Raw genomic sequence first — 16,057 nt, 5'->3', positions numbered from 1 at the left:
GGCATAAAAATGGTGCCGAACCGGATACGCCTCTCGGCGGTAGGCCGCTCTAGGCGGCTAAATGTTGAAGCCCGGGGGTTTCGCGGTTCGACACCAGTTTCAGTGAACTACGTTGGATCGCCCAAGTCAACATTGACAGATCCGGCCTTCTGGGGTCAGTCCAGCTCGCCCAGGCGCCAGGCGTTCGCCGCATGTTCGAGGTCCTCTGCTGTCTTCACCAATTGGTGGGAGTTGCGCGTGAGCTTGCTAGCGTGGGCCTCGTTGCCGTGCTCGGCGCCGTCGGCGATGGTCGCCTGGCCGAGCGCCACTACACGACAGAACGCGGCCGAGCGTTCCAGCGCGACGTCGAACTCGCCGTCGAACGCCCCTGAGAGGATGGCATCAGCCATGGTCCGCATTTCATCCGCACCAGGCGGCTCGGCGGCGCCGGCCACCACGTTGGACACCTGCGCGGTGTCCTTGCCGGCACGGAAGTAGACCGAAATCCTCTCCGGGTCCTGGACGGTGGCGGCGCGCAGGGCGTACAGCCGCCAGAGGGCGCCGGGCAGGGACCGGGCCGGGCTTTCGGCCCACATCTCCGCGATGGCTTCCAATCCTTGTTCGTCGGTCAGCTTGACCAGCCGTTCGGTGATCACGGGGTCGTCGCTGTCGCGTCCGTGGCGCACCAGAGCCTGCGCGGCGAGGTGTGCAGCCTCGGAGACGCGTGCCGGATCTGGCCCCCCGGCAAACGGCTCAAAGTCGATGGGGGCGAAAGGCTTGGGCTTGTGATGCCGGTTGGCTCCGCCGTAGTGACTGGGTCCTGTTTGCTCGCTCATGCCCCCACGCTACTCCTGTGCCCAAAGGGAATCGAGTGCGTCCCGGAAGGGATGCGGGCCCCGTCGGGGAGCTGGAAACCAGTGCCGGAAAAGCACGGCGGGTAACGGCAGTGTCGGCGTACGACGGCGGCGCTCACCTGCGTGCCGGATCAGCCCCCGGTCTGGGGTACAGTATTAACGTCCAGAAATGGACTGGGCTGATCGGCTCTTTTGACGGTCAGTTGGGGCCTTTAGCTCAGTTGGTAGAGCATCGGACTTTTAATCCGTGGGTCGTGGGTTCGAGCCCCACAGGGCCCACTCTTTCACCGAAGAGTGGCAAGTCCCCGGCATCCTGGAAACAGGCTGCCGGGGACTTTTTCTTTGCCGTGAATCCCGGCTTTCCTACCCTGTTGCCGTTCCCCTTTCAAGGACCGGATCTGCGGACAAGCTTAGGACGGGGCGGCAAGGCCGGACATCCAGTACTCGATCAGGCATCGACCGCTGGCGCATGGCAACGGGCACAATGGGTACATGTCAAAAAGCAGCAACGGGCGACTGCCGCGCCTTGAAGACGTGGCCGAGCTCGCGGGTGTCTCCCACCAGACGGTCTCACGCGTCATCAACAACCACCCGAACGTCAGCAAGGCCACCCGGGAAAAAGTGGAAGCTGCCATTGCGGAGCTGGGCTACCGCCGGAACACCGCGGCCCGCAGCCTGGTGACCCGGCGCTCGCAGACCATCGGCGTGCTGGGCAGCGAACTCTCCCAGTACGGGCCGGCCAACACGCTGCTGGGAGTGGAACAGGCCGCGCGGGATGCCGGGTACTTCGTCAGCATCGCCGCACTCCGCTCCGTCAGCCGCGACGCCATTTTCGACGCCTTGCGGCACTTCACGGACCAATCGGTTGACGGTATCGCAGTGCTGGTGCCGCACTCCGAAACCCTGCAGATCCTTGAGGAATTCAACCCCGGAGTGCCCGTGGTTGCCGTCGGATCCCTGGGCAACGACGCGGTGAGTGGCGCCATGGTGGACCAGAGACGCGGCGCCGAACTCGCCGTCGGGCATCTCATCGAGCTGGGGCACCGCAGGATTGGTCATGTGGCGGGTCCTGGGGACTGGATCGACGGCGCCCTCCGCGCCGAGGGCTGGCGGGCAGCCCTCGAGGAGGCCGGGCTCCCGCATGATCTGCTGGTCGAAGGAGACTGGAGCGCTGGCAGTGGTTACGAGATCGGCCGCCGGCTCGCAGCGAAGCGCACCGCCACGGCGCTCTTTGTGGGCAACGACCAGATGGCGCTGGGACTGCTTCGGGCGTTCAACGAGGCCGGGGTCCGCGTTCCCGACGACGTCTCCGTGGTTGGGTTCGACGACCAGCCGGAGTCGGGGTACTTCACTCCGCCGCTCACCACCGTGCGCCAGGACTTTGAGGAGCTCGGCAGGCGCTGCATGGACATCATGCTGAAGGAGATCGAGGCTGGTGCCGCCGTGAGTTCCACCGTTGTCACCCCCCAACTGGTCCTTCGGGCCAGCACGTCAGGACCCGCCGCGGCCCCGTAGTCCTGCTGCCGTAGTCGTTGAGCTATTTCGGACTCTTGACTTCAATGTTGTTAGCGCTCACAATTGACAGCAGGCCGCGAGGTGGCGGCAGCTCATTGGAGGAACTTTTTATGGACGTCACAGTAGACGGCACAGACAACTACGTCATTGGCGTGGACTACGGGACGCTCTCCGGACGCGCGGTGGTGGTCCGGGTCAGGGATGGCAAGGAACTCGGCAGCGGGGTTTTTGACTACCCGCACGCGGTAGTCACCGATGCGTTGCCGGCGGATGTGGCAGGTGCAGCCGCCGCACGGCTGCCTGGCGAATGGGCTCTCCAGGTTCCCAACGACTACCGCGACGTCCTCCGCAACGCAGTTCCAGCAGCGATCGCTGCCGCAGGGATCGACCCGGCGGCCGTCGTCGGCATTGCCACTGACTTCACTGCCTGCACCATGGTGCCCGTGAAGGCGGACGGAACCCCGTTGAACGAGCTGGAAGGCTTCGCCAACCGGCCCCACGCCTACGTGAAGCTGTGGCGCCACCACGCCGCGCAGCCGCAGGCGGACCGGATCAACGACCTAGCCGCGGAACGCGGCGAATCGTGGCTTCCCCGCTACGGCGGGCTCATCTCCTCCGAGTGGGAATTCGCCAAAGGCCTGCAGCTGCTGGAAGAGGACCCGGAAGCCTACGCCGCCATGGACCACTGGGTCGAAGCAGCCGACTGGATCGTCTGGCAGCTTTGCGGGCAGTACGTACGCAACGCCTGCACTGCCGGCTACAAAGGCATCTACCAGGACGGACGCTACCCGTCCGAGGACTTCCTGGCCGCGCTGAACCCGGAGTTCAAGGACTTCGTCAGCGCCAAACTCGAACACACGATCGGCCGTCTCGGCGATGCCGCGGGCTACCTCACGGCAGAGGCAGCCGAGTGGACGGGCCTGCCAGAGGGCATCGCCGTCGCGGTGGGCAACGTGGACGCGCACGTCACCGCCCCGGCTGCCCGGGCGGTGGATCCGGGCCAGCTGGTGGCCATCATGGGCACTTCCACCTGCCATGTCATGAACGGCACCGAACTGCACGAGGTGCCCGGCATGTGCGGCGTGGTGGACGGCGGAATCGTCGACGGGCTGTGGGGCTACGAGGCCGGACAGTCCGGTGTAGGCGACATCTTCGGCTGGTTCACCAAGAACGGCGTCCCGCCGGAATACCACCAGGCCGCAGCCGAAAAGAACCTGGGCATCCACGAATACCTCACCGAACTCGCCTCCCGCCAGGAAATCGGCGAGCACGGCCTGATCGCCCTGGACTGGCACTCCGGCAACCGCTCGGTGCTGGTGGACCACGAGCTCTCCGGCGTGGTGGTGGGCCAGACCCTGGCCACGAAACCAGAAGATACCTACCGTGCCCTGCTCGAAGCAACGGCCTTCGGTACGCGCACCATTGTGGACGCCTTCCGTGATTCCGGGGTGCCGGTGAAGGAATTCATCGTGGCCGGCGGCCTCCTGAAGAACAAGCTCCTGATGCAGATCTACGCGGACATCACCGGGCTGCAGCTCTCCACCATCGGCTCAACCCAGGGTCCGGCACTGGGCTCGGCCATCCACGCAGCCGTCGCGGCCGGAAAGTTCGCCGACATCCGCGAGGCTGCGGCGGCCATGGGCTCCGAGCCCGGGGAGGTTTACACTCCGATCCTGGAAAACGTTGCCGCCTACGAGGAACTGTTCGTCGAATACCGCGCCCTCCACGACTACTTCGGCCGCGGCGCCAACGACGTGATGCACCGGCTCAAGGCCATCGCGCGCCGGTCCGCCAAAGCGTCCAGTGCTGGCACAGCAGCCGCCACCCCCGCCACCGTTGGAGCCACCGCATGAGCACCGCAAGCGCTAACACGCTGGAAACCATTGCCCGGATCCGGGCGGAAGTTTGCGCCCTGCACGCCGAGCTCACCCGCTACGAACTGGTGGTGTGGACCGCCGGCAACGTCTCGGCCCGAGTTCCCGGCCGAGATCTGCTGGTCATCAAACCTTCCGGCGTTTCCTACGATGACCTGACGCCCGAGCAGATGGTGGTCACCGACCTTCATGGGGTGCCAGTGGATGGCGATGCGGACGGTGAGTGGGGCAACCCGCCGCTGTCGCCGTCGTCGGACACCGCGGCGCACGCCTACGTCTACCGGAACATGCCCGACGTCGGCGGCGTGGTGCACACGCACTCCACGTACGCCACGGCCTGGGCCGCCCGGGGCGAATCGATCCCGTGCGTGCTGACCATGATGGGCGACGAATTCGGCGGCTCCATCCCGGTGGGCCCGTTCGCACTGATCGGCGACGACTCGATTGGCCAAGGCATCGTGGAGACGCTGAAGAACTCCAATTCGCCCGCCGTGCTGATGCAGAACCACGGCCCCTTCACCATCGGCAAGGATGCCCGCTCCGCAGTGAAGGCTGCCGTGATGTGTGAGGAAGTAGCGCGCACCGTGCACATTTCGCGCCAGCTGGGCGAGCCGATCCCGATCGACCAGGGCCATATCGACTCCCTTTACGCCCGCTACCAGAACGTCTACGGCCAGTAACGCTGCCCGTCAGCCCACCGAACTTACTTCGCAGGAGAACCCATGAGCACCGCAGCAGACACTTCCCTTGACGGCTTCGAGGTCTGGTTCCTCACCGGCAGCCAGCACCTCTACGGCGAGGATGTCCTCAAGCAGGTGGCCGCGCAGTCCCAGGAGATCGCCAACCAGCTCAACGCCTCCTCTGCTGTCCCGGTCAAGATCGTCTGGAAGCCGGTCCTGACCGACTCGGATGCGATCCGCCGCACCGCGCTGGAAGCCAACTCGGACGATGCCGTCATCGGCGTCACCGCCTGGATGCACACCTTTTCCCCGGCCAAGATGTGGATCCAGGGCCTGGACCTGCTGCGCAAGCCGCTCCTGCACCTGCATACCCAGGCCAACCGGGACCTGCCCTGGGCGGACATCGACTTCGACTTCATGAACCTCAACCAGGCCGCCCACGGCGACCGCGAGTTCGGCTACATCCAGTCCCGCCTGGGCATCGCCCGCAAGACCGTAGTGGGGCACGTCTCCAACCCGGAGGTGGCCCGCCAGGTGGGCGTCTGGCAGCGCGCCGCCGCCGGCTGGGCCGCCGTCCGCACCCTGAAACTCACCCGCTTCGGCGACAACATGCGCAACGTCGCCGTCACCGAGGGTGACAAGACCGAGGCCGAGCTGCGCTTCGGCGTCTCGGTCAACACCTGGTCCGTCAATGAACTCGCCGAGGCCGTGCACGGCGCCGCGGAGGCCGACGTCGACACCTTGGTAGCCGAGTACGAGGACCTCTACGACGTGGTTCCGGAGCTCCGCGCAGGCGCGGCCCGCCACGACTCCCTCCGCTACGGCGCCCGCATCGAACTGGGCCTGCGCAGCTTCCTCGAAGCCAATGGATCCGCCGCCTTCACCACTTCCTTCGAGGACCTCGGCGCGCTCCGCCAGCTCCCGGGCCTTGCCGTGCAGCGGCTCATGGCCGATGGCTACGGCTTCGGTGCCGAGGGCGACTGGAAGACCGCCATCCTGGTCCGGGCGGCCAAAGTGATGGGCGCCGGCCTGCCCGGTGGGGCTTCCCTGATGGAGGACTACACCTACCACCTTGAGCCCGGTTCGGAGAAGATCCTGGGCGCGCACATGCTGGAGGTCTGCCCGTCCCTGACGGCTGGAAAGCCGACCCTGGAGATCCACCCGCTGGGTATCGGCGGCCGCGAAGACCCGGTCCGCCTGGTGTTCGACGCCGACGCCTCCCCAGGCGTGGTGGTTGCCCTTTCGGACATGCGGGACCGCTTCCGCCTCGTGGCCAACGCCGTGGATGTCGTCCCCCTGGACCAGCCGCTGCCCAACCTCCCCGTCGCCCGCGCCCTGTGGCAGCCGAAGCCCGACTTCGCCACGAGTGCCGCCGCGTGGCTCACCGCCGGCGCCGCGCACCACACCGTGCTCAGCACCGCCGTCGGCATGGATGTGTTTGAGGACTTCGCCGAGATCGCCAAAACCGAACTCCTCACCATCGACGAGGACACCACCATCCGCCAGTTCAAGAAGGACCTGAACTGGAATGCTGCCTATTACAAGTTGGCTGGCGGAATCTAAGCCCCTGTAGTTCGCAGGGTTGATTGAGGTCAGGGCGCGAACACCGCGCCCTGACTTTAGTAAATGCGCCTTACAACATCGCCAACACCCAGCGCCCACCTACTGGTCGAAGTGGGTTCGGGGCGCGCCGTCGGGGAGTTTGTCCAGAATGTCCTCGGCCACCTTGCGGAGTTTGATGTTCCGGTGGCTTGAAGCATTGGAGATGATGCCGAAAGCCTCACGATAGGAACATCGGTTCTGCGCCATGATGACGCCGCAGGCGATGTCAATGGAGGTCCGGCTCTCCAGGGCTGAGCGGAGATCGGCTGCGGATGACCGGGCTTCCCTGAGCTCCGTGACCAGCCTGAGGCTCCGGGATGCGAGGTCCGCAAAGCCGAGGGCGGCGGCAGCAACCACAGCCTGTGGAAATGCGGCCGTTCTGGCGGCAAAAAACACCAGGGCGGACTGCGCGCCGTCGTCCAGTTGCAGCCGCACCGCCATCATGCTCTTATAGCCGGCGGACCTCAGGTAGCGCCTGTATTGTGGCCAGCGGAAATCAGCTGACATGTGGTTTGCGGCTACAGGAAGCCCTGTAGCCAGCGCATCCGTCAGCGGCCCCTCTCCGAGTTCCAGTTCTAGCGAAGCCAGCTCCCGGGCATGGTCGACTGTGCCCGCAAGGGTGGTGTGCTTGCCGTGGTGCAGCACAACAGCGCATTCCACAGCGCCACCCGTGGCCTGGCTGAGAGTTGCGCCGGCCATCCTGGCCAGCGTGTCCAGCGATTCCGTGAGGCTTTGGGCACCCGTCACGAGATCGAGCAAGAGACCTTCACGCAGGCCGTCAATTTCCGGGACGTCGAAGGCACCGCGGGATGATTGCCCTCCATCGCTGGGGGACGGAGAAGGCGGAGACGGATTCGTCATGGCTGTGTCAGCGGGTCCCCGGCGCGGTGGCGCTGGCAGGGGCAGATTGCGCGAACAGAGGGCCGGCGACGGCTGGGGGAGAGGCCTTGGTCTCAAAGACCTCCTCGTCGCCGGCCCCGCTTGGTGCCCCGGTCATGAGGGCCGGGAAGTCGCAGCATTCGGGTCCTGCCCGCATCCTTTCTCACACCCCCAAGTGAGCAATTCACGTTCCTTCTCTCAGTCGAAAGTAGTTCTCGACGACAGCTGAGAGAACGGTAATCGGTACTCGTTTTTCAGATTAGGTACTACTTGGTTTTGCGACTGAGTACTCACATTTGGTCTCTGCCTGCGTTGTTGCCCAGCCTCGGGTTTTTTGCGCCTTTGGCCGGAACCAATCTCCGAACAGACCTTGACTCACCCCGCTGTCAACGCTAACAATTGATTTCTATAACGTTGTAGAAGAATCAGAAACGAGGAAGTTTTCGTGGGCACATCAGAGTCAGCCGCAGCTAAGGTCACCATCGACCCGTCCTTCACCGTAGGGCCCGTCCGCCGCCGTACCTTCGGTGCGTTCGTGGAGCACCTGGGCCGCTGCGTCTATACCGGGATCTTTGAGCCGGAGCACCCCAAAGCGGATGAAGACGGTTTCCGGACGGACGTCCTGGACCTGACCCGCGAGCTGGGCGTCTCCACCGTCCGTTACCCCGGCGGAAACTTCGTGTCCGGTTACCGGTGGGAAGACGGGGTGGGCCCGGTGGAACAGCGCCCTGCACGGCTTGACCTCGCCTGGCACTCCACGGACCCCAACCTCGTGGGCGTGGACGAGTTCGCCAGGTGGTCCGCCAAAGCCGGCGTCGAAACCATGATGGCCGTTAACCTTGGCACCCGTGGCACGCAGGAAGCGTTGGACCTGCTCGAATACTGCAATATCGACGGCGGCACTGCGTTCTCGGACCAGCGCAAAGCCAACGGCGCTGAGGACGGCTACGGCATCAAGATGTGGTGCCTCGGCAACGAGATGGACGGACCGTGGCAGATCGGCCACAAGAACGCCCTCGAATACGGCCGGCTCGCGGCAGACACTGCCCGCGGCATGCGCATGATCGATCCGGACCTGGAACTGGTGGCCTGCGGCAGCTCCGGACCCACCATGCCCACCTTCGGCGAGTGGGAGCAGGTGGTCCTGACCGAGACCTACGAACTCGTTGACCTGATCTCCGCGCACCAGTACTTCGAGGACTTCGGCGACTTGCAGGAACACCTCGCCGCCGGACACAAGATGGACTCCTTCATCCGCGACATCGTGGCCCACATCGACCACGTGAAGTCGGTCAAGAAGTCCGACAAGGAGGTCAATATCTCCTTCGACGAATGGAACGTGTGGCACATGAGCCGCGGCGAGTCCAAGTCCCCGAGCGGCCAGGACTGGCCGGTGGCTCCCGTCCTGCTGGAGGACGTCTACACGGTGGCGGACGCCGTCGTCGTCGGGGACCTGCTGATTACGCTGCTGCGCAATACGGACCGTGTGCACTCAGCGAGCCTGGCGCAGCTGGTCAACGTCATCGCGCCCATCATGACCGAACCGGGCGGCCGGGCGTGGAAGCAGACCACCTTCCACCCGTTCGCACTGACCTCCCGCCACGCCGTGGGCACTGTGCTGCAGCTCGCCGTCGAATCTCCGCTGGTCAGCGGCGGCAAGACAACGGGCTTCACGGCGTTGTCCGCCGTGGCAACGCTCGATGCCGATAAGGGTGAGGCAGTGGTCTTCGCCGTGAACCGCTCGGCAACGGACGCACTCACCCTGGACGCCGCCGTCGCCGGACTGGGCAACGTCAAGGTCATTGAAGCGGTCACTTACGCCAACAAGGACCCGTACTGGCAGGCCACCGCAGATGACTCGACGTCGGTCCTGCCCGTCGAGAACGTCAGCGTCAAGGCCGACGGCGGGCGGCTTACAGCGGAACTGCCCGCAGTGTCCTGGTCCATGATCCGCGTGGCGCTGGAGCCCTAGAGCCGGAAGCCTTCTCCCGGCCATGACGGGGGCGGTGGGTTGGTGGAAAGATAAGGGCCATGGAACTTCACATCACCGGTGACCCGGCTGCCGACAAACTCCTGAGCGACGACGCGTTTGCGCTCCTGACCGGCATGCTGCTGGACCAGCAGGTGACCATGGAATCCGCCTTTGCGGGCCCGGAAAAGATCCGGGCCCGCATCGGTTCGATCGCACCGGCCGCCGTTGCGGCCTATGAACCGCAGGCCTTTGTGGAGGTGTTCAAAGAGCGGCCGGCAGTGCACCGGTTCCCCGGCTCCATGGCGGGGCGCGTCCAGGCCCTCGCGGAGACCGTGCAGCGCGACTGGGACGGTGATGCCACGCTGATCTGGACCAAGGGTGAGCCCGATGGCAAGGAAGTCCTGCGCCGGCTTCAGGAATTACCGGGCTTCGGGGAGCAGAAGGCAAAAATCTTCCTGGCGCTCCTGGGCAAGCAACGCGGACTGCAAGCTCCCGGCTGGCGTGAAGCCGCCGGCCACTACGGCCAGGAGGACGCGTTCCTCTCCGTCGCGGACATCGTGGACCCTGACTCGCTCGCCAAGGTGCGGGCTTCGAAGCAGGCGGCAAAAGCTGCCGCCAAGGCTGCCAAGGGCTGATCCCTCCCCCTGGCCGGTCAAACGGCGGATGCCCTGACGACGGCGGGTTGTTCCGGTTGCGGCAATATCTGCAACGATGTACGGAAACAGATCGCAAGGAGAATGAAGCACCGATGGCAGTCACCATGAACGACGTTGCGCGCGCCGCGGGTGTATCGCTGAAAACGGTATCGAATGTGCTCAACGACTATGAGTTCATCCGGCCGGCCACTAAGCAACGGGTCCACGATGCCATCGCGGAACTCGGCTATGAGGCAAACTTGACCGCGCGGAGCCTCCGCTCGGGCAAGACGCGCATGCTGGGCCTGGTCGTGTCTGACTTGTCCGCGCCGTACTACGCGGAACTGGCGTCCCGGCTGATGACCGTGGCCTCCCGTCGAGGCTACCGGGTACTGATAGAGCAGTCCGGAGCCGCGGCCGAAAACGAGCGGACGGCCCTGCAGGGGGCTTTCCGCCAACTGACCGACGGCCTGCTCTTTACGCCGCTGGCGATGGATGCCGACGCCGTTGCCTCCTTCCGCGGCAAGAAACCGGTGGTGCTGCTGGGGGAGCACATCATGGATCCCCGCCTGGACCTTGTCACGATGAAGAACGCGGAAGCTGCGCAGGCGGTCACGGCCCACCTGCTGGCGGCAGGCCGCCGTCGGATTGCGGTGATGGGTGCACATCCGGAGGAATCGGCCGGGGGCGCGGGCCTGCGCCTGCGTGGTTACCGCAAAGCTTTGGAAGCTGCCGGCGTGGGCTTTGACCCTGCGCTGGTGGCGCCCGGCGAGTGGCGGCGCGATGCAGGGGCGGCGGCCGTTGCCGGTTTGCTGGATCGCGGTGTTTCCTTTGACGCGGTGTTCGGGCTTAACGATGCCATGGCGCTCGGCGCCATGCATGAACTGCTGGTCCGCGGTGTGAAGGTCCCGGAGGATGTTGCCGTTGCGGGCTTTGATGACATCGACGAGGCACGCTTCGCGTCGCCGTCGCTCACTACGGTGTCGCCGGGCATGGATGAGATTGCCGAGCGGTCCATCGGACTTCTGATTGACCGGATCGAAGGGCTGGAAATGGCGGATGCCGGAGTGCATATCGAAGCCGGCTTTGTGCTGAAAGTCCGGGAATCCGCACCGTAACTGACCGGCGCCGTAGCCTGACCGGCGCGAAAGGGAAAACCATGATTGACGTCCGGACTGAAACAGTGATCAACAGGCCGCGCGCGGAGGTGGCCGGGTACGCGGCGGATCCGACGAATGCGCCGGAGTGGTACAGCAACATCAAGTCCGTGCACTGGGAAACGGCGCCGCCCCTGGGTGTAGGCTCCCGGCTGGCCTTCGTGGCCGAATTCCTGGGACGCACTCTCGAGTACACGTACGAATTCACGGAGCTGAACCCTGGAGCCTCGCTGACGATGCGCACAGCCCAGGGTCCGTTCCCCATGCAGACCACCTATACCTGGCAGGACACCGGCCCGGGTGCCACCCGCATGACGCTGCGCAACACGGGCAGCCCGGCTGGCTTCTCCCGGCTGGCTGGCCTGGTCATGGCACCCATGATGCGCCGCGCCATGCGCAAGGATCTGGCCCGGCTGAAGGCGCTGCTGGAAGCCCGCTGAGGGTTCGTTCTCTCAGGTAACCTTGGCAGCACCTCTTCCGGAGCCGAAAGGGTGGATCGATGATTGCTCTGCTGGTAATCGATATGCAGAACGCCTACTTTGAAGACCCGGCGCTCGCCGCCCAACAAAAAGACCTGGTGGCAGCATGCAACGAACTCGTGGACGCCTTCGCATCCAACGGACACAAGGCCCTGCTGGTCGGCACCGAACACGAGCAGGACAAATCCACATGGTCACTGAACATGCTCGACGACGACCAGGGGTTCATCTTCCGCGGCAGTGAACAGGCCCGGTTCGTGCCCGGGCTGGCGATTGACGGCCTGCCGCAGCTGGTGAAGACCCGCGACAGCGCGTTTATCGGCACGGACCTCCTCTCCCGGCTCCGGAACTGGGGCGTGGACGAGGTGGTTCTGGCCGGAGTGTCAACCCACAACTGCATCGCGCAGACGGGGGCGGACGCCTTCGCCCGGAATATCCGCGTCACGTACGCCGAAGATGCCACGGGGTCAGAGAACACCCGGGCCGCCACTGACATGCTGCGCATCCTCTCTGATGAGTACCGCCAACGGGTGCAGTCCAATGCGGAGATCCTGAAGCGTCTCGGTGCCCCTTAGACTTTCGTCAGCGCCTTCAAGTGTCCATCCGTCGCTGTTGGACCTTGCGCCCGCCCTTGCCACACCCCTCAGCGGATCAAGGATGATCCGTTGAGCCCATCCAGGATCTGAATCGAGGTTCCCCATGCAACGAAGCCTTCCTCTCGTCGCCGTGCAGGCTCCGCCGCAGCTCATCGGAGCTCCGCCGGAGGCTTTTGCCGAGGAGGCCGCCAAAGCCTTGGAGAGCCATCCCGGCGCCAAGCTCCTGGTCTTCCCCGAACTCCACCTCTTCGGCGACGGTTCTCCCGACCGGCATCGGACCGAGGCCCTTCGCGCCGCGGCCGAACCACTGAGCGGACCCCGCATGCAAGGACTGGCGGAGCTGGCGCGCAGCCTCGGCGTCTGGCTCGTTCCGGGAAGCCTGTGCGAGGCTGGCCCGAACGGTGAGCTGTTCAACACCCAGGTGGTGCTGTCACCCACAGGCGAACTCGCGGGAAGCTACCGGAAGATCTTCCCGTGGCGCCCGCACGAGCCCTACGACCCCGGCGACCATTTCGTCGTCGTCGATCTCGGCGGTGTCGGCAGGGTGGGACTGAACATCTGCTACGACGCCTGGTTCCCGGAAGCCGCCCGCCAACTCGCCTGGATGGGCGCCGACGTCATCCTCAACGTCGTCAAGACCACCACGCCGGACCGAGCACTCGAGCTCGTCCTTGCGCGGGCGAACGCCATTGTGAACCAGGTCTTTGTGGTAAGCGTCAACTGCGGCGGACCCACTGGGGAAGGCCGCAGCATCATTGTGGACCCCGAGGGTGCCGTCATCGTTGAGGCCCCCGATGCGGCCGCAACCACGCTGGCCGCAAACCTTGACCTGGGGGCGGTCGACCGCGTGCGGGCCTACGGCACAGCCGGAGTGACCCGCATGTGGTCCCAGTTCCGGCCCGGTGAGCCGGACATCCAACTGCCGGTCTACGGTGGACGGATTAGTCCCGCAACGTGGCAGCCCGCGCAGCGTACCTGAGCCGGGCGGCCAGCGCGGGAATACTGCTTCCGTGACAGTGTGCCTCTTGTCACATCCCCTTCAGATCATTACTGTATACGTATGCACCTCACTTATGCAGATAAATCACGCCTCTCTGGCGCAGTGACCGTCGTCCGCGAACCAAACCGTCCCGATGTGGCCGCGCAGTCCGATCCCAAGGTGATCTCCACGGTCTCCGAGATGCTCTCGACAATCGAGGCAAAGGGTATCGAGGCAGTGCGCGACTACGCCGAGCGGCTCGATGGCTGGAAGGGCGGTACCGCCTTTGAAATTTCGCCCGCCGACGCCGACAGGCTCACCGCCGACCTTCCCGCCGACCTGCGGGAAGCGCTCGACGCCGGCGCGGAGCGCACGCAGCGCTTCGCCCGGATGCAGCGGGCGAGGCTGACTGACTTCGAGGATGAAGTCATTCCGGGCGTCGTCTGCGGCCAGAAGTATGTCCCGGTCGGCACGGTGGGCGCCTACCTGCCCGCGGGCAGGTTCCCCCTGCTCGCAAGCGCCTTTATGACTGTTGGTGTGGCCCGGGCGGCCGGCGTGCCAAACATCGTCTCCTGCACGCCACCTTCCAAAAACGGCCAGGTCCACCCGGCAGTCCTCTACTCGGCACGCGTGTCCGGAGCTGAGCGAATCTTCGCTTTGGGCGGCGTGCAGGCACTTGCCGCAATGGCCTTCGGACTCCTCGACGCCAGCCCGGCGGATATGATCGTCGGCGCCGGCAACGCCTTTGTGGCCGAAGCCAAACGCCAGTTGTACGGCACCGTAGGGATTGATGTCCTGGCAGGTCCTTCGGAGGTGGCGGTCATCGCCGATGACACGGCCAGCGCGGCGATGGTTGCTGCGGACCTGCTGGCGCAGGCCGAGCACGGGCCCACCTCCCCGGCATGCCTGGTGACGACATCGCACCGGCTGGCGGCGGAGGTTGAGCTTGAGATTGAACGGCAGCTCCGGGGACTCGCTACCGGCGAGATCGCGGGTGCCGCGTGGCGCGACTGGGGCTCGATCTACGTTGCAGACTCGCCCCGGACCGCCGTCGAAATCATGGATACCCTTGCCCCTGAACACCTGGAAATCCTGACGGGGGACCCCGACTACTACCTTGAAAACCTGAGGAACTATGGGTCCTTGTTCCTTGGTGAGTGGTCCACCGTTGCCTACGCTGACAAGGGCATGTCCGGCACCAACCATGTCCTGCCTACTGGCCGCGGCGCACGCTATACCGAAGGCCTTTCGGTGGCGCGGTTCCTCAAACAGCTCACGTACCAGCGGGCAACCCGCGAGTCCACTGCGGCACAAGCCGGACCCGTGGTGACCATCGCCGATTTTGAGCAGATGCCAGCCCATCGTGACAGTGCCCAGCTTCGCTTGGACCTGATCCGCGCGCTTGACTCGGGCGGCCTCGTGACAGCACCTTGAGAGTACATACGTATAAATATTGGGTGGACCAAAGTTGCCCCACCACCGCCAAAACAGCATTAGGAGAGGAAACATCATGCGATTCCACAAACACCTCCGGACGGGCCTAGCGGCGCTGGCCGTAACGGCAAGCCTCGCCGGAGTCACTGCCTGTGGTGCGGGTTCGCGCACCGGAGACCAGGCCGCGACGGCCGTAGAATGCGACTACACGATGCCCGCTGCGGAAACGACGGTGAACGTCCTCGCCTACAACTCGTCGGCGATCGATCCATTCACGAACACGATGGTCAAGAGTTGCACTCGCGAGAAGGTCACGCTCAAGCACGATCCCATCGACTTCGGCGGCCAGGTCACCAAGACGACGGCCACCCTCGCGGGGGAGACGGGCAGCTACGACATTCTTGAGACCTACGGCTTTGTTGTTCCCGGCTTCGCAGCCAAAGGCGACATCCTCCCACTCGATGACTACGTCGCCAAATACTCCGACAAGTACAAGCTCGACGCAATCAGCGAAGAAATGCGTTCGGCGATGTCCTACAACGGCAAGCTCTATGGGCTGCCCATGCAGGCCCAGATGTACGTGATGGCCTACCGGAAGGATGTCTTCGACTCCCTGGGACTCAAGCCGCCCACTTCCTTCGCAGAGATGATTGATGCCGCCAAGGCCATCCAGGCCAAGGGAGAGATCAAATTCCCCATTGCCCTGCCCTTGAATGCAACCGCCGATATCTCCACGAACTACCAGGCAGCGATGAACTCCAACGGAAAGGACTTCCTGGATTCGTCCGGGAAGCCGCAGTTCACCTCCGGTGAGTCGCGGAAGGCGCTCGAGGCAATGAAGTCGCTCCTGCCCTACATGGATCCGCAGGTCACCACGTTCGACCAGCCGAAGGTCCAGCAGCAGATGTTCAACGGTACGGCCGCAATGGCCATCATGTTCTCCGGCCGCATGAACGACCTCACGCTTCCAGCCAATACCAAGCTCGCGGACCAGTTCGCCTTCGCGGCCCCGCCTGCCCTTGAAGCGAGCTCGCCGCATCTTTACAGCCGGCTTTCAGTGGATGGCTGGTCCATTCCGAAGAACACCAAGCTGGACAAGGACATGCTCTTCCAGATGATGGCGGCTTCGGTCAGCGAGGACGCCTCCAAGGCGTCCGTTCCGGCGGCCTACCCTGCGCGGGAAGGCATGGTGAGCGAGGACAGCTCGAAGTACGCGGCGGCCGCGAACGCAACCATCGGCAAGACCATGCCGACGCCGGGTCACCCGTCCGGAGCTCCGGTCACCAACGCCATCCGGCCCGTCCTGGTCCAGGTCATTACTGGCCAGCTGGACATCGAAGCGGGCATGCAGCAAATGCAGAGCCTTGCGGAAAAAGCAATAGCGGGCAGTTGACGGCGTGCCGTGGCCGGTGGAGTGCTGAG

At 64.8% G+C, this 16,057-nt stretch carries 14 protein-coding genes and 1 tRNA gene; 13 read left to right on the top strand and 2 right to left on the bottom strand.

From position 1 onward, the window contains the following. Positions 1-155 precede the first annotated feature (155 nt). On the bottom strand, positions 156-815 hold the full coding sequence (locus tag ACFC25_RS05830) for a hypothetical protein (RefSeq protein WP_337345501.1): 660 nt from the start codon (positions 813-815) through the stop codon (positions 156-158). A 224-nt stretch (positions 816-1,039) separates the two neighbouring features. On the opposite strand from ACFC25_RS05830, the gene ACFC25_RS05825 reads away from it, so the two are divergent. From ACFC25_RS05825 to araA, 5 genes are all read left to right on the top strand, one after another. Continuing rightward, a tRNA-Lys gene (locus tag ACFC25_RS05825) sits at positions 1,040-1,112 on the top strand. Positions 1,113-1,325: 213 nt separating this feature from the next. After that, positions 1,326-2,348, top strand: a complete 1,023-nt coding sequence (locus ACFC25_RS05820) for a LacI family DNA-binding transcriptional regulator (RefSeq protein WP_337345502.1) — start codon at positions 1,326-1,328, stop codon at positions 2,346-2,348. A gap of 110 nt (positions 2,349-2,458) precedes the next feature. Continuing rightward, positions 2,459-4,201, top strand: a complete 1,743-nt coding sequence (araB, locus tag ACFC25_RS05815) for a ribulokinase (RefSeq protein ID WP_376044444.1) — start codon at positions 2,459-2,461, stop codon at positions 4,199-4,201. Next, a complete protein-coding gene (locus ACFC25_RS05810) occupies positions 4,198-4,902 on the top strand; it encodes an L-ribulose-5-phosphate 4-epimerase (protein ID WP_376044443.1) in 705 nt (234 codons plus the stop codon). Before araB ends, ACFC25_RS05810 begins: the two co-directional genes overlap by 4 nt. A 42-nt stretch (positions 4,903-4,944) precedes the next feature. Further along, positions 4,945-6,465, top strand: a complete 1,521-nt coding sequence (araA, locus tag ACFC25_RS05805; protein ID WP_376044442.1) for an L-arabinose isomerase — start codon at positions 4,945-4,947, stop codon at positions 6,463-6,465. 99 nt (positions 6,466-6,564) lie between these two features. Here araA and ACFC25_RS05800 read toward each other — a convergent pair whose 3' ends face one another. Continuing rightward, positions 6,565-7,365, bottom strand: coding sequence for a GAF and ANTAR domain-containing protein (locus ACFC25_RS05800; RefSeq protein ID WP_376044441.1), 801 nt, complete (start codon positions 7,363-7,365; stop codon positions 6,565-6,567). 463 nt (positions 7,366-7,828) lie between these two features. On the opposite strand from ACFC25_RS05800, the gene ACFC25_RS05795 reads away from it, so the two are divergent. From ACFC25_RS05795 to ACFC25_RS05760, 8 genes are all read left to right on the top strand, one after another. Further along, the gene (locus ACFC25_RS05795) at positions 7,829-9,355 is read left to right on the top strand and encodes an alpha-N-arabinofuranosidase (RefSeq protein ID WP_376044440.1); all 1,527 of its coding nucleotides are present in this window, start codon (positions 7,829-7,831) and stop codon (positions 9,353-9,355) included. A 59-nt stretch (positions 9,356-9,414) separates the two neighbouring features. Next, positions 9,415-9,990 carry an HhH-GPD-type base excision DNA repair protein gene (locus ACFC25_RS05790; protein ID WP_337350698.1) on the top strand — a complete coding sequence of 192 codons (576 nt, stop codon included), beginning with the start codon at positions 9,415-9,417 and terminating at the stop codon, positions 9,988-9,990. A 113-nt stretch (positions 9,991-10,103) separates the two neighbouring features. Next, positions 10,104-11,108: a LacI family DNA-binding transcriptional regulator gene (locus ACFC25_RS05785; protein WP_376044439.1), complete on the top strand. Its 1,005-nt coding sequence runs from the start codon at positions 10,104-10,106 to the stop codon at positions 11,106-11,108. Positions 11,109-11,149: 41 nt separating this feature from the next. Next, positions 11,150-11,587, top strand: coding sequence for an SRPBCC family protein (locus ACFC25_RS05780; protein WP_337350700.1), 438 nt, complete (start codon positions 11,150-11,152; stop codon positions 11,585-11,587). 59 nt (positions 11,588-11,646) lie between these two features. Continuing rightward, positions 11,647-12,201 (top strand): cysteine hydrolase family protein, encoded by a 555-nt coding sequence (locus ACFC25_RS05775; RefSeq protein ID WP_376044438.1) that lies wholly within the window; start codon positions 11,647-11,649, stop codon positions 12,199-12,201. A gap of 124 nt (positions 12,202-12,325) precedes the next feature. After that, entirely contained in the window at positions 12,326-13,201 is an 876-nt protein-coding gene (locus ACFC25_RS05770) for a carbon-nitrogen hydrolase family protein (RefSeq protein WP_376044437.1), read from the top strand. An 81-nt stretch (positions 13,202-13,282) separates the two neighbouring features. Then, the gene (gene hisD, locus ACFC25_RS05765) at positions 13,283-14,635 is read left to right on the top strand and encodes a histidinol dehydrogenase (RefSeq protein ID WP_376044436.1); all 1,353 of its coding nucleotides are present in this window, start codon (positions 13,283-13,285) and stop codon (positions 14,633-14,635) included. A gap of 76 nt (positions 14,636-14,711) precedes the next feature. Beyond that, complete coding sequence (locus tag ACFC25_RS05760; RefSeq protein ID WP_376044435.1) at positions 14,712-16,028, top strand: ABC transporter substrate-binding protein; 1,317 nt, start codon at positions 14,712-14,714, stop codon at positions 16,026-16,028. Positions 16,029-16,057: the final 29 nt, after the last annotated feature.

Source organism: Pseudarthrobacter sp. NPDC055928 (assembly GCF_042270935.1).
Lineage (GTDB): Bacteria > Actinomycetota > Actinomycetes > Actinomycetales > Micrococcaceae > Arthrobacter.
The sequence above is the reverse complement of the archived record's forward strand: the minus strand, read 5'-3'. Positions and strand labels throughout refer to the sequence as shown.

Coding starts and splice junctions, on each gene's coding strand:
- ACFC25_RS05830 (WP_337345501.1), bottom strand. CDS start 815: ATGAGCGAGCAAACAGGACCCAGTCACTACGGCGGAGCCAACCGGCAT.
- ACFC25_RS05760 (WP_376044435.1), top strand. CDS start 14,712: ATGCGATTCCACAAACACCTCCGGACGGGCCTAGCGGCGCTGGCCGTA.
- ACFC25_RS05775 (WP_376044438.1), top strand. CDS start 11,647: ATGATTGCTCTGCTGGTAATCGATATGCAGAACGCCTACTTTGAAGAC.
- ACFC25_RS05790 (WP_337350698.1), top strand. CDS start 9,415: ATGGAACTTCACATCACCGGTGACCCGGCTGCCGACAAACTCCTGAGC.
- ACFC25_RS05770 (WP_376044437.1), top strand. CDS start 12,326: ATGCAACGAAGCCTTCCTCTCGTCGCCGTGCAGGCTCCGCCGCAGCTC.
- ACFC25_RS05780 (WP_337350700.1), top strand. CDS start 11,150: ATGATTGACGTCCGGACTGAAACAGTGATCAACAGGCCGCGCGCGGAG.
- ACFC25_RS05820 (WP_337345502.1), top strand. CDS start 1,326: ATGTCAAAAAGCAGCAACGGGCGACTGCCGCGCCTTGAAGACGTGGCC.
- araA (WP_376044442.1), top strand. CDS start 4,945: ATGAGCACCGCAGCAGACACTTCCCTTGACGGCTTCGAGGTCTGGTTC.
- ACFC25_RS05785 (WP_376044439.1), top strand. CDS start 10,104: ATGGCAGTCACCATGAACGACGTTGCGCGCGCCGCGGGTGTATCGCTG.
- ACFC25_RS05810 (WP_376044443.1), top strand. CDS start 4,198: ATGAGCACCGCAAGCGCTAACACGCTGGAAACCATTGCCCGGATCCGG.
- ACFC25_RS05800 (WP_376044441.1), bottom strand. CDS start 7,365: ATGACGAATCCGTCTCCGCCTTCTCCGTCCCCCAGCGATGGAGGGCAA.
- hisD (WP_376044436.1), top strand. CDS start 13,283: ATGCACCTCACTTATGCAGATAAATCACGCCTCTCTGGCGCAGTGACC.
- araB (WP_376044444.1), top strand. CDS start 2,459: ATGGACGTCACAGTAGACGGCACAGACAACTACGTCATTGGCGTGGAC.